Origin of the sequence: Photorhabdus thracensis (assembly GCF_001010285.1) — a bacterium.
Taxonomy (GTDB): domain Bacteria; phylum Pseudomonadota; class Gammaproteobacteria; order Enterobacterales; family Enterobacteriaceae; genus Photorhabdus; species Photorhabdus temperata.
Genome location: NZ_CP011104.1, coordinates 874,335 through 886,788, shown reverse-complemented (window position 1 = coordinate 886,788; position 12,454 = coordinate 874,335). Strand labels below are relative to the sequence as shown.

The window sequence follows — 12,454 nt, the reverse complement described above, 5'->3', positions numbered from 1 at the left end:
CTATTTTAGTGCCTACAACAATCACTGTACAACGCTTTGTGGTGTTCTATTGATGCCGACCGCCACCATGACCTACAAAACACGATAAAGCCAAATCAGAGACAATGTGAGCAAGATTATTTAGTGACTGCTCCCCGCCGTAAAGCCAGTAGCGGTTTGAGGTCTCTGCGCGGATTTAAACTCACGCCGTGACGTTTGTAAGCCTGCTTTTTGAGGTGCAGAACCTTGTTGTACGCAAAACGGACCGCCCCGAACTGGCCGTTAAGATACTCTGCCTGTTCTGGTGTGGGGTAAATGCGGACTTTGGTCGCTCTTAACATATTCAATGCTCATGGATAGAGTGCATTGATTTTAGCCTGTGACAGGAAGAAATCAATTGAATATTCACCCTGAATCCCCCGCGGGATTTCTCCGCAAAAGGCATCGCGTCAGCAAATGGGTTGTGCATTTGATATTCACGACACAGTCCCGTCGAAAGCGCTTTGATGGACGGATGATAAACCCGTTACGTGATGCATTCAGTTCGGCGGTGGCAAAGCTGGAATGTGAAATTGTTGAGAGGGACGGCGAGCGTGCTCATGTGCATTTGAGGGTAGCCTGAAAGCCCTTTGGGCTTTTCGCCTGATATCCCCGCCCGCACTAATGGATGTTTAGCTCCCGCCGTATGATTGAACTGAACCAACACTTCACTCTCCTTACCTTCCACATGAACAATGTCTTTCCAACCACTGCCTCAGGAAAATATTACGCCAGCGTACTATTTGATGATGCGAAAGAAAATCCCACCCCCGACACCATCAGTACAGACAGAAGCGTGGGAATTGATTTGGGTCTGTCACATGCCTTCATCTTATCGACGGGTATAAAGAAAATAATCCCCGGTTTCTCAATTCAGGAATACCCCGTTTGCGAGTGGCCCAGCGAAAATTATCCCGGCATATCAATGATGTGTCGTGGGGTAATTTTTTGCGAATATTGCAATACAAAAGTGAATGGAACGGTAAAAACGTTATCCGCGTAGAGAGATTTTTTGCCAGTTCTAAATTATGTAGCGGCTGTGGTCACAAAATGGAAAAAATGCCCTTATCAGTGAGAAATTGGGCCTGTCCAATGTGTGGACAAAACCATGACAGAGACATCAACGCCGCCATCAATATTTGCCATCAAGGATTAGCTGATACGCTAGGGCATAGCGGTTATGTAAAGAGTTCCCTTGCAATAACGCCTGTCAGCGCAGGTAATTGCAACGAAAGCTATTAGCTGTTGCTAATAGGGGTCATAAGAAGCCCCCACTCGAGTCACTGGTGACTGAGTGGTGGGAGCAAGTCACTAAAATCACGTCGTTGCCTATTAACCTTCTGATTAAACCGGCGAAAAATAATACATAACAGCAACGTAAAGGTTACCCCTACAGGAAGGTCAAGCGATGAAAATGTGATTAAAAAAATAAATTTTACCGGACAAAGATATTAATATGTTAACGTAACCTGACATGAATTCATTATAATAATACAAATGCGAAAATTAGCCTTATTGACTTACCTATTAGTTCTTTTCGGTTTTTCCTACCCCGCAAAAGCGCTGACAGAAAATGAAGCTGAAGATCTGGCAGATCTGACAGCGGTGTTTATCTATCTGAAATATGACTGTGGTTACAGCCAAATCCCTGATCGGGAAATTAAGCGGGCCATTATCTATTTCGCTCAACGTAATAAGTGGGATTTGACCAATTATAACAGCCAATTGATGGACAGACTCAATGAAGAAAGCTACCAGGATCTGAAAGGTATTTACCTCTCCAATGCGATAAAGTGCCATGCCCTCGCCAGAGATTCATTAAGCTTATTTGCCTACGTTAAATAGTCCTTATCCTCATACTCCTTAAGAGGTAAATTTCACCGTGCAACTGTGAAAATTGTTGGCTATTATGTGAGCCCAATTTTCACGGCCATCACAGTGGAGGAAAGCCGCAGCATGTCACAAAAAGAAACTTGGTACGAAACCCTGCACGCCAATTTTGGTCAGTATTTTTCGGTCGATAACGTGCTTTATCACGATAAAACTGAGCATCAGGATTTGATTATCTTTGAAAATGCGGAGTTAGGCCGCATCATGGCGCTGGATGGCACAGTACAAACGACTGAACGTGATGAATTTATCTACCACGAAATGATGGCTCATGTTCCTCTGTTCGCCCACGGGAACGCCAAACGCGTGCTGATTATCGGCGGTGGTGATGGCGGTATGCTGCGCGAAGTCTGTCGTCATCAATACCTTGAAAGCGTTACTATGGTTGAAATTGATGCTGGCGTAGTTGAATTCTGCCGCCAATATCTGCCTAATCATAATGCCGGTGCTTATGATGATCCGCGCTTCAACCTGGTCATTGTCGATGGTGTTAATTTCGTTAGCACAACCGATCAGAAATTCGATGTCATTATCTCTGACTGCACTGATCCGATCGGACCTGGTGAAGGATTATTCACATCCGAATTCTATCAAGGTTGCCGACGTTGTCTGAATGAAGGTGGCATTTTTGTTGCCCAGAATGGCGTCTGTTTCCTACAACAGGATGAAGCGGTAACCAGCCATAAAAAATTGAGCAGCTATTTTGCCGACAGCAGTTTCTATCAGGCTGCTATTCCAACCTATTACGGCGGAATAATGACCTTTGCATGGGCAAGTCAGAACCGAGCATTACGTCATGTGGATCTAGCAACACTGCAACAGCGTTTTAATGCCGCAGGCTTTACCTGCCGCTACTACAACCCAGCCATTCACGCAGGTAGTTTTGCTCTACCGCAATATCTGCTGGATGCCCTATCCGAGAACCCATAATCACCCATTAGCCAGGAGGTGAAATAAATTGCACAAGCTGAAATTGCACGGCTTTAATAACCTGACAAAAAGCCTGAGTTTTTGTATTTATGATATCTGCTATGCAAAAAGCCAAGCCGATAGGGATAGTTATATCGCCTATATTGACGAACAATATAACGCTAATCGTTTAACGGAAATTCTCAGCGAAACCTGTTCGATCATTGGTGCAAATATTCTGAATATTGCCCGCCAGGACTATGAGCCACAAGGAGCAAGTGTCACTATTCTCGTCAGTGAAGAGCCGATGGACCCAAAGGATGTAGACAACACTGAAAATCCCGGTCCATTACCCGATTCTGTCGTTACTCATTTGGATAAAAGTCATATCTGTGTCCACACTTACCCAGAGAGTCATCCGGGCGGCGGCATATGCACTTTCAGAGCTGATATTGAAGTATCAACCTGCGGTGTTATTTCACCTCTCAAAGCGCTGAACTATCTGATCCACGAATTGGAATCGGATATTGTCACGATGGATTACCGCGTCCGTGGTTTCACCAGAGATGTGAATGGCGTGAAGCACTATATTGATCATGAGATCAATTCTATTCAGAATTATATGACTGAAGAAGTGCAATCGCAATATTACATGATGGATGTTAATATTTATCAGGAAAATCTATTTCATACAAAAATGATGTTGAAAAGATTTGACCTGAATGATTACTTATTTAATGCCACACCAGAGCAATTAAGTGAAACTGAAAAACTGGAAATTACCCATTTCTTAAAAAAAGAGATACAAGAAATTTATTACGGCCGTAATTTACCCACTGTTTAACTTTCACTAACTTATTATTTAGCTGGCAGATACCTATATTTACAGGTATCTGCCAGATCAATTTCTAACTGTATTAACAAATTATCCCAATTTACATGACTAATGCAGTACTCATTGTAATTTCAGCACCGTAAATGGTTTTAAGATAATTAAGAGCATCTTCCTGATCGACACCGGGAAAAATACACACAGCATCTGACAAGACTTTGATTCGATAACCGCGTATAAACGCGCCATAAGCGGTATGTCTGACACAACAATGGGTATGTTGGCCGGTTAACACCACTTCCGTCACACCATATGCTTTAAAAACCTCTTCCAGATCGGTTCCATCAAAAGCCCCATAAAATCGCTTAGGCAAAACAATTTCACGATCTGCGCCAACAGGAGCCAATGCTTCAATAACATTAGCACCTGGCGTTCCGGCCATTGCATGTCTGCCCCAGATGCTCATTTCTCGATCATCAACTCGATGAGCGTCATTAGCATAAACCACCAGCCAATCCGGTTGACGCCGGGCATGATCAATTAGCCGTTTAATTACCGGTACGATCTTCATCGCATCCGACTCATTGGCGAGTGCTCCTGTGACAAAATCGTTCAGCATGTCAATTACGATCAACGCTTTCATTAGTTTTGCCTTTTCAGTTTATTCGTACAAAAACAATTATATTTAAATATAAGCATTTTAGAGATAATGAAATCATGTTTTTCAATTAGTGTGATCTGATCCTCTGAAATTCGCCTAAATACAACAATAAAAAAATACCGTTACAATAGTTTCCTAAATAATAACTGCCCTGAATAAATAGTTTATCCAAGGCAGTTTAATAACACGGTGATTATTTCGATGGGGTCAAAGAAAAGGTCAGTGTTTCTAACGGTTGAAGGGTAATCAACGCCGTTTTATTGATAAACTTCGGCAGCGAGTTGTTCTCGCCATAATCGATATTAACGTCATATACCGAAGGTTGATTATCCGGTAACTCAAGATCACTTTGCAGATCCAAATAATATTGTTTCACTTCATCAGCAGGATTGCGCAAAGTAATAATCGACTTTTTCGGACTCCAGGCTCCCCAACCATACACCGCTAGATCGGTGGGATCTTTACCAATCCAATGGGTATCAAACAGTACATCTTTATTTTTCTCTGACCATTTCGCCGCGTTTGCCAGCGTATCCCAATCCTCTGTGGTCAACAGTTCAGGCGTAACATACATCTCCTGTAACTGAGTGCCGCTGCCAAAATAGCTCCAAACCTGATCGGCAAAATCTTTAGGTGACTGTTTATCCAGATGCTTAGCCTGTTTAGCATAAACAATGCCATGCAGCATCAACGAATTCAGTGGGAACAGCGGCCCCTTTCTGACGACATTACGATAAGTTTCTGCATCACGATAGGTAAGCCACTGCTGCACTTTGGAACCTGTACCGTGAAACTCCACATCATAGCCGCCACGCCAAATAGAATCGGCGAAAAATAGCCAAGAAGGCGTGGCTTTGGTGCCTGTGGTCAAGTTGATAAACAGATCATTGCCTGTACTGCGCATATCTTCAATCAGATGGATAGCGGCATCAAAATCACTGGTGAATGAACTCCCCTTAATCACACGATCAGCATTGCCGGTGCCATCCAGCTTAAACATGGATACATTTTGTTGTTGAATCAGGTTGAGTACCCGGTTATGGAAATTAGCGTAGTAATTAGGGCCTGAGAGCGCAAATCTGCCATCTATCACTTCATAACCAAACTCCTCCGCATGAGAAACACGCTGCTCACCCGGTTTACCATAACCGCCCCAAGGAGAAAGCCAAATACCTAAACGAGCACGATATTGATCTGCTTCCTGTTTAAGATTTTTGAATTCATGGGGAAATGCCTGACTAAAACCCCAATCTCCTTTGAGGTTATCCCAACCATCATCAAACAGATAACCACCCAACTTCACACTGCGCTTAGTCACCAGCTCCTGCCCGAACTGCTTGATACGGGTCAACGCCTCTTGTTCGGTATAAGGCGTGAAGAAACCAATATCGTACCAAGAGTTGTAATGTAGGTAAGGACTATATTTACGCGGACGCGCATTGTTCAAAAACTCATTGACGTTGCGCCGCAATTGCCCTTCCTGATAAACACCAATATACGTCTTATAACTTAACGTTTTCCCCGGCTCTAACGGGATAGAGAGCGCAATTTTTTGCGAAGCGCTCCCTTTATAAGCCTCAGTGGTAATCAATGGATTTCCGGGAACAATAAAGAAGCTATCGCTGACAATCGGTGAACTGACGATAGAGCCATGAACAAAAGGGGTTTTAGTGCGAAATGGCATCAACGAGACAGAGCTGAGTTCCAACGGGTTTTCCTGCGGTGTAATAGTGATTTCAAACGAGCCGTACTTATCTTTATCCTCCACAGTAATGATATTTTTTACCTGAATGTCGCCATGTTTCAGGGAGACAACAATACGATTGCGCTTTTTGCTAATGTCAGTAATCTGAAAATCTTTAGCCGTGAGCTTTTCTCCCGATTTCAACGTGATTTCAAACAGATTATCAATGATGATTTGATCGTGGTTTGTTGGATTTTCAAATTTTAATTGCGTCACTTTACCGTGTTCGTCGCTAACTGTTGCATGGTAATTATTACCGTCCAACAGCCAGCTATCTGCCCAGACTGGGGTGTTATACAACATGGAACTCGCTAATAAACTTAACGTGATTTTATTTAACGTTCTTATTTTCACAGCAGTTTCCTTAATAGTCAGGATGAAAAAACAGAACCTTCACGAATACAGCTTACCTGCACTGCCACAAATCCGGATTTTTTCTTCTACTACTGCCTGCATAGCCTGTTTTCCCGGCGCGATATATTTACGTGGATCATTCGCATCTGGGTGCTGAATGAAATAACGCTTTACCGCATCAGCAAAAGCAATTTTCAGATCGGTCGCCACATTGACTTTGCATACACCAAGACCAATCGCCTGCTGTATCATCACTTCAGGAATACCCGATGCACCATGTAGCACCAACGGAATATCCACCTGTTCACAGATTGCCGCTAGCCGATCAAAATCCAAATGCGGTTCACCATGATACAAACCATGCGCAGAACCAATCGCTACCGCCAGAGAATCAATACCGGTACGGGCAACAAAGGCTTTTGCTGCCAGCGGATCGGTAAAAAAACTATCGGCACTGGAGACCTGCAAATCATCTTCCTGCCCGCCTAGCCGCCCCAATTCCGCCTCAACGCTAACATCGTAACGATGGCAAAATCGTACCACCTCAGCCACCTTACGAATATTCTCTTCAAAGGGTAAATGCGAGCCATCAATCATTACCGAGCGCACACCTGCGGTCACTTTATGACTGATATCCTCCAGTTCCTCATGATGATCGAGATGCAACGCCAGCGGCAGATTGTGGCGACGAGCAGCATCCTGACAGATTGAAACTAGGTAGTCAGTCCCCGCATAACTGAAAGTACTCGGCGTACCTGCCAAAATAACCGGTGATGCCAAGCGGGCAGCGGTTTCCGCTACCACCTGGACAGTTTCCAGATTATGGACGTTGAAAGCAGGAACCGCATAGCCTTCACGCAGGGCCTTTTTCAACATTTGACGACTGGAGATCAGATACATATAAGCTCCTCAAATGCCATCCAGATTCGGGCTGTCATACCCTCGTTTCTGCTGTTCGTGCCACAGGCTGGTTAATCCCCGCCGCCCACACTCCAGCGCCGTATCACGAAATGTTTCCAGCGTCATACCTTCACGGTCCAGCATCATTTCTACCACCAACTGCATATTAGTCCCGGTGATAACTTCATAACGTGGATTGGCTATCGCCAATTGCGCCGCCTGCCGAAACGGTGATCCCCCCAGCAAATCACTGAGAATAATCACACCATCGCCGCTATCACAGGCGGAGCAAGCCACCTCCAGCAATAGCAACAATTTTTCAGTACTGATCCCTTCAGGAAAATCGACAGCACAACATTGGGGCTGCTGCCCTACGACCTGCTCGACCGCCTGCAACAAACCACTGGCAAAATGCCCATGACCGGTGATTACAATACCTAACATGCCATCTCCTCAGTGCGCTTATTAAAGAAAACCAACAAATTTACCCACAATGCCGATCACCACCGTCAAGCCGATCAACTTGACCGGCGAAAATCCTTTTTTCATCAGCCAAAACACCAGCAGGGTGAAACATAACGGCAATAAATTAGGCATCAGTTTATCCAGCACATCCTTTTGCAACGCCACACTGGCTTTACCGGCGTTGACCACCACCGGTGTCGAAAGATGAACATAGGAAGCCACCAATGCTCCTATCACCGTCATTCCCACGATTGATGCTGCATGGGAGATCTTTTTGGTATGTTTTTTTAGCAATACCAGCGCACTGGTTCCGGTACGATAACCATAATGCGCCAGACCAAAACGCAAGCCAAAATGTACGATATTGAACAGTAACAGGAATACGAGGGGGCCAAACAGGCTGCCCTGTAGCGCCAGAGATGCCCCAATCCCAGCGCAAATGGGTAACAGCGTCAGCCAAAACAACGCATCGCCAATCCCGCCCAGCGGCCCCATCAACGCGACTTTCACAGCACGAATAGTCGAAATTTTCTCTTTATTCCGTTCCATTGCCAGCACCAACCCAGACAGGAAGGTGACATCAAACGGATGCACATTGATAAATTCCATGTGCATCTTCATAGAATTCGCCAGATCTTGCGGATCCTTATGGATCTTACGCAGCCCAGGGATCAAGGTGTACAACCAGCCTCCCGCCTGCATACGTTCATAGTTAAATGATGCCTGTAACAACAGGGAGCGCCACGCCATACGATTCAGATCGCGGTTAGTCAGCTCTTCACCCGGCGTACTGTCCTGATAATCATCCTGCTCAACCTGACTGGTTGCCAGTGCCTGCGCCATCCTTTTCTCAGCTTTAGCTGCCATAGCAGCATCGGTGTCGTTAAATGCCATCTTCCATCTCCTGAGACTGGGTGGTAGGTGCGCCGCGTTCAGCCGCATCTTCTATACGGGAACGGTTAAAGAAATCGATTAATGCGATCGCCAATGCGCCAAGTGCTACAGCGATAATCGGCATATTAAGGAACGTGACCGAAATAAAGCCCAGAATGAAATAGGCTATATAGGTCTTTTTCATCATGATTTTCATCAGCATGGAAAAACCGATGGCAGGCATCATTCCGCCGGCAACGGCCAACCCATCCAACAACCACTGCGGCGCTTTCTGCACCATGACGCTGGCAGCATCGGCGCCAAAATAGACTGGCAAGAACGCCACAATAAAGTAGAAGCAAAACAGAATGGTGATACCCAGATAGTTCACACGTTCCACACCGCGCCAATTCAGCTTTTTCACCATCTGATCGCATTTATGCATCATGGGTGAGAACAGGGTAAACAGCAGCGTAATACAGCCTTGTACCGCAATGGAAAATGGCACCGCTATACCAATCGCCACCTTAGGATCGGCCTGAGTCAAAATAGCAAATGCGGTGCCAATCACACCGCCAATCACCACATTTGGCGGTTGAGCGCCAGCCAGCGGCACCATTCCCATCCAGACCAGCTCCAGTGTCCCCCCCACCAGCAACCCCGTCTGTACATCCCCTAGAATCAACCCGACCAGCGGGCCAATCACCACAGGGCGGTGAAAATGGGTCAATCCATCAAACAGATCCACTCCCGCCAACCCGGCCAGTAATCCAATCAATATCGCATCAATCAGCATAACTCACCTCTTTAGAACAACAGTTTATCGATAAGCTCTCCCGCTTCATCCGGTACCCGCCGTATCTCGCAGGTAACACCCAGTTGCTCTAGTTCACGAAACACCTCTACGTCACTATCATCAACCGAAACAGTCTTATGGATCTGGCGCTTCCCTTCAGCAAAATGCATATTGCCCACGTTAACAAATCGGATCGGCACTCCACCCTTTACCAGCGTCAGTACATCTTGCGGTGTTTTACAGACGATAAAAATTTTCTGACGTTCAGCCGCTTTATGGATCACATCAATGGTTTTTTGCAGAGTGAAATAACGGGTCTGAATCCCATCGGAAACCACCATATCCATCAGGTTTTGCTGCATCAAATCACCGGCAACTTGATCGTTAGCTACCAATACCAAATTGGCCCCCAGTGAATTGGTCCAGGTCACACCTACCTGACCATGCACTAACCGGTTATCAATTCGGGTCATTAAAATATTCGGTATCGACATAATCACTCCTGCTTACATGCTGTTCTTTGTGAGTAAGATGAGAGATAAGGATAAATTTCCACCCCCTTCACCACACGGTTGACCTCCCCTGTTGGGCATGGATTGTCCGGCGCTATCCCCAACGCTAGAGAGGTTTCAAACGCTAACATCTGCAAAAACATCAGATAGGGAAAAAGCAGCCAGATATCATCTTGTTCACTGTTAATGGCTGTAAATCCTTCCCCCGGCGTGCCACTCAGAGCAACAACCTGACGCGCCAGACCGTCATGATTCAACTCATGCCACAAATCGAGATCATAACGACGACGATATTTATCAGCAGAAAGCATCATGACCACCAGCGTATCGCGTTCGATCATAAACTTCGGCCCATGACGCACTCCCATCGACGAATCGTAACGGGTGGCAATATACCCAGCAGTCAGCTCCAGCATCTTGAGCGCCCCTTCTTCGGCGACACCAGTAAAACAGCTGGAACCCAAACACATCATGCGCTTAAAGCCGCTGCGAGCCAGTCGCTTAGTCTGTACCTGCCACTGTCTCCACTCGCGCTCGCACAACGCAGCCATCGCCATCAGTGGCACACCACTCTGCTCCAGTGTTAACGGCCCTAACAGCAACGCTGTCGCCAGCGTCATACAACTGAAACTGGAAGTCATGGCAAAACTCTGGTCATGAGAACCCTGCGGCATATTCAATGAGCAGACATGAGCGCGTCCTTCAGCATAACGTGCCAGTGCACCATCAGGATTGCAGGTCAACATCAGGTGATAACAGCGTGGCAGTATCTGATCTGCCAGTTTTACCGCTGCCACGCTCTCTGGGCTATTGCCGGATCGCCCATAAGAAATCAGCAACGTTGAACGTGTTGGATCGAGGTATTGCAAAGGAGAAGGCACAATATCCGTGGTACTGTACGCAACCACATTCAGCCCACACTGCTCACGCAACCAGGGGGCCAGCGCTCGCCCGACAAACGCGGATGAACCTGCGCCACACAGCACTATCTGTAACTCCGGGTCAGACAACAAAGGCAGCAAAAAGGGTCGCCACAACGCTTCCTCACGTTGCAGGTTTTGATATAACTGACGCCAAAGCGCAGGCTGTTGGTGAATCTCTCTGGCAGTATGCAACGCGTGATGCTCACGCAGCCAGGCTTCGGTATAGAAAAACAGCTCATTCATACGAAAGCTCCTTGTACCTCAGACTCACAAGCCTGAGCATAGCTCAAGAGCACAGAACGAATCTTATCCAACACCCAGGCATGCGGGTCATTTTCCAACCTTCCCGCGTTAACTGCCTGCGCCTGTTCTGGCAGGTACTGACTCAATAGTGAAAGAGAAACCGGATGACGGCGCAGATTATCCATCAAAGTACTCACGGCCTGTTGTACCTGCGGATGCGGCCAGTAATAACGCACGCGATCGCTCAAACTGTATTGACGATCAATAAACTGCTGATGCGGTGTACCATGGTAATAGCGGTTCCAGTATTCTGGCTGTTCAAGCATGACCTGTTCCAGTGTGGCGCACAGATTCGCTGCTGTCTGATCCCCATTCCATTCACCATCAATTTTATCGAGTGCGAAAAGCGCCTCACGCAGAGCAAAAGTCAAAGCAGGACCGACTTTCAGAATAGCGAAATGATCACGAACCAATTCACGGTAAGCCAGTGCAGTTTGATAATCAGTAGAATGCGCTTCATAGACCAAGTAAGGCTGAGATTCGATATATTGACTCAATGCCGCCGCACGTTCCGATTGATAATGTTCGACATCATGGTGATCGAACTCCACCCCCGGCTGCACCACCAGCGCAATCACCCGCGGCCATACCTGTTCCAGCCTGGCCAATTGCCAGGCTTGTTGATGTACATTCAACGTTGTGGCTGCTGCCTGAGGTGTCGTGACCTGCATCCCTTCCAACGCTTCTTTAGCGCCGCCCGGTACCGGCACTTCGGTACCAATCACATAAACCGGTGGTTCTCCCCCCACCTGCTGCCAGCAACGTTCTGCCACTTGGCACAAACGAGCCGCACGTACCGCAATCTCATTATCACCAAGCGGTGTTGGATCATCGGCGCAAGACATAGAGCAATCGAGGTGGATCTTACGAAATCCTGCGGCCACATAATCGTGTATCAACGTTTCAGCCAATTTCATCGCCTCTGCTGCGGAGCGATCCTGCCAGGCGTTCGGCCCAAGATGATCACCGCCCAACCAAACACGATCACGCGGCAAGCCGATAAGATCAGCCTGTCGCCAAACTGCATCACGGAACTGAGCGGGCTGCATACCGGTATAACCACCAAACTGATTAACCTGATTAGACGTTGCTTCAATCAGTATCGGCGTCTTACGCTCTTTAGCGACGCGCAAAGCACTTTCCAATACCCAAGGATGGGCGGAACAGACCGAATAGATCCCCACCGCTTCACCTGATTTATGGCGACGAATAAGTTGTAATAGTGACTGCATGGTGTCTCCCATGCGGGCAAGAACCCGTTTATCAACTCTTAG

General features: G+C 46.7%; 13 protein-coding genes and 2 pseudogenes. 5 read left to right on the top strand and 10 right to left on the bottom strand.

Going from position 1 to position 12,454, the window contains the following annotated elements:
* Window positions 1-134: 134 nt before the first annotated feature.
* Window positions 135-320 (bottom strand): annotated as a pseudogene (locus VY86_RS03675) (helix-turn-helix domain-containing protein); the annotation flags it as partial.
* Window positions 321-376: 56 nt separating this feature from the next.
* Here VY86_RS03675 and VY86_RS03670 point away from each other — a divergent pair.
* The 5 genes and pseudogenes from VY86_RS03670 to speD all read left to right on the top strand — a co-directional run.
* Window positions 377-598, top strand: a pseudogene (locus VY86_RS03670) (transposase); the annotation flags it as partial.
* A gap of 314 nt (window positions 599-912) precedes the next feature.
* The gene (locus VY86_RS22960; protein ID WP_228939538.1) at window positions 913-1,260 is read left to right on the top strand and encodes an RNA-guided endonuclease InsQ/TnpB family protein; all 348 of its coding nucleotides are present in this window, start codon (window positions 913-915) and stop codon (window positions 1,258-1,260) included.
* A 255-nt stretch (window positions 1,261-1,515) separates the two neighbouring features.
* Entirely contained in the window at window positions 1,516-1,863 is a 348-nt protein-coding gene (locus VY86_RS03660) for a YacC family pilotin-like protein (protein WP_046973962.1), read from the top strand.
* 111 nt (window positions 1,864-1,974) lie between these two features.
* Entirely contained in the window at window positions 1,975-2,838 is an 864-nt protein-coding gene (gene speE / locus VY86_RS03655; RefSeq protein ID WP_046973961.1) for a polyamine aminopropyltransferase, read from the top strand.
* A 28-nt stretch (window positions 2,839-2,866) separates the two neighbouring features.
* The gene (gene speD, locus VY86_RS03650) at window positions 2,867-3,661 is read left to right on the top strand and encodes an adenosylmethionine decarboxylase (protein WP_046973960.1); all 795 of its coding nucleotides are present in this window, start codon (window positions 2,867-2,869) and stop codon (window positions 3,659-3,661) included.
* A 91-nt stretch (window positions 3,662-3,752) separates the two neighbouring features.
* On the opposite strand, the gene VY86_RS03645 is transcribed toward speD, so the two are convergent.
* From VY86_RS03645 to VY86_RS03605, 9 genes are all read right to left on the bottom strand, one after another.
* Window positions 3,753-4,292, bottom strand: a complete 540-nt coding sequence (locus tag VY86_RS03645) for a cysteine hydrolase family protein (protein ID WP_071880968.1) — start codon at window positions 4,290-4,292, stop codon at window positions 3,753-3,755.
* A gap of 211 nt (window positions 4,293-4,503) precedes the next feature.
* Window positions 4,504-6,408: an enterotoxin gene (locus VY86_RS03640; RefSeq protein WP_082111169.1), complete on the bottom strand. Its 1,905-nt coding sequence runs from the start codon at window positions 6,406-6,408 to the stop codon at window positions 4,504-4,506.
* A 39-nt stretch (window positions 6,409-6,447) separates the two neighbouring features.
* The gene (locus VY86_RS03635) at window positions 6,448-7,308 is read right to left on the bottom strand and encodes a tagatose bisphosphate family class II aldolase (RefSeq protein WP_046973959.1); all 861 of its coding nucleotides are present in this window, start codon (window positions 7,306-7,308) and stop codon (window positions 6,448-6,450) included.
* A 9-nt stretch (window positions 7,309-7,317) separates the two neighbouring features.
* On the bottom strand, window positions 7,318-7,752 hold the full coding sequence (gene agaF / locus VY86_RS03630) for a PTS galactosamine/N-acetylgalactosamine transporter subunit IIA (RefSeq protein ID WP_046973958.1): 435 nt from the start codon (window positions 7,750-7,752) through the stop codon (window positions 7,318-7,320).
* A 21-nt stretch (window positions 7,753-7,773) separates the two neighbouring features.
* The gene (locus tag VY86_RS03625; RefSeq protein WP_021323155.1) at window positions 7,774-8,667 is read right to left on the bottom strand and encodes a PTS system mannose/fructose/sorbose family transporter subunit IID; all 894 of its coding nucleotides are present in this window, start codon (window positions 8,665-8,667) and stop codon (window positions 7,774-7,776) included.
* Complete coding sequence (gene agaW / locus VY86_RS03620; RefSeq protein ID WP_023044129.1) at window positions 8,657-9,442, bottom strand: PTS N-acetylgalactosamine transporter subunit IIC; 786 nt, start codon at window positions 9,440-9,442, stop codon at window positions 8,657-8,659. The genes VY86_RS03625 and agaW overlap by 11 nt, the downstream gene beginning before the upstream one ends.
* An 11-nt stretch (window positions 9,443-9,453) precedes the next feature.
* Entirely contained in the window at window positions 9,454-9,936 is a 483-nt protein-coding gene (agaV, locus tag VY86_RS03615) for a PTS N-acetylgalactosamine transporter subunit IIB (protein WP_023044130.1), read from the bottom strand.
* Window positions 9,937-9,938: 2 nt separating this feature from the next.
* Window positions 9,939-11,120, bottom strand: coding sequence for an AgaS family sugar isomerase (locus VY86_RS03610; RefSeq protein ID WP_046973957.1), 1,182 nt, complete (start codon window positions 11,118-11,120; stop codon window positions 9,939-9,941).
* Window positions 11,117-12,412: a D-tagatose-bisphosphate aldolase, class II, non-catalytic subunit gene (locus VY86_RS03605; protein ID WP_046973956.1), complete on the bottom strand. Its 1,296-nt coding sequence runs from the start codon at window positions 12,410-12,412 to the stop codon at window positions 11,117-11,119. The genes VY86_RS03610 and VY86_RS03605 overlap by 4 nt, the downstream gene beginning before the upstream one ends.
* Window positions 12,413-12,454 lie beyond the last annotated feature (42 nt).

What these genes read in the sequence shown, in the direction of transcription:
- agaV (WP_023044130.1), bottom strand. Translation starts at nt 9,936, where the DNA reads ATGTCGATACCGAATATTTTAATGACCCGAATTGATAACCGGTTAGTG.
- VY86_RS03660 (WP_046973962.1), top strand. Translation starts at nt 1,516, where the DNA reads ATGCGAAAATTAGCCTTATTGACTTACCTATTAGTTCTTTTCGGTTTT.
- agaF (WP_046973958.1), bottom strand. Translation starts at nt 7,752, where the DNA reads ATGTTAGGTATTGTAATCACCGGTCATGGGCATTTTGCCAGTGGTTTG.
- VY86_RS03635 (WP_046973959.1), bottom strand. Translation starts at nt 7,308, where the DNA reads ATGTATCTGATCTCCAGTCGTCAAATGTTGAAAAAGGCCCTGCGTGAA.
- VY86_RS03605 (WP_046973956.1), bottom strand. Translation starts at nt 12,412, where the DNA reads ATGCAGTCACTATTACAACTTATTCGTCGCCATAAATCAGGTGAAGCG.
- VY86_RS03610 (WP_046973957.1), bottom strand. Translation starts at nt 11,120, where the DNA reads ATGAATGAGCTGTTTTTCTATACCGAAGCCTGGCTGCGTGAGCATCAC.
- speE (WP_046973961.1), top strand. Translation starts at nt 1,975, where the DNA reads ATGTCACAAAAAGAAACTTGGTACGAAACCCTGCACGCCAATTTTGGT.
- agaW (WP_023044129.1), bottom strand. Translation starts at nt 9,442, where the DNA reads ATGCTGATTGATGCGATATTGATTGGATTACTGGCCGGGTTGGCGGGA.
- VY86_RS03645 (WP_071880968.1), bottom strand. Translation starts at nt 4,292, where the DNA reads ATGAAAGCGTTGATCGTAATTGACATGCTGAACGATTTTGTCACAGGA.
- VY86_RS03625 (WP_021323155.1), bottom strand. Translation starts at nt 8,667, where the DNA reads ATGGCATTTAACGACACCGATGCTGCTATGGCAGCTAAAGCTGAGAAA.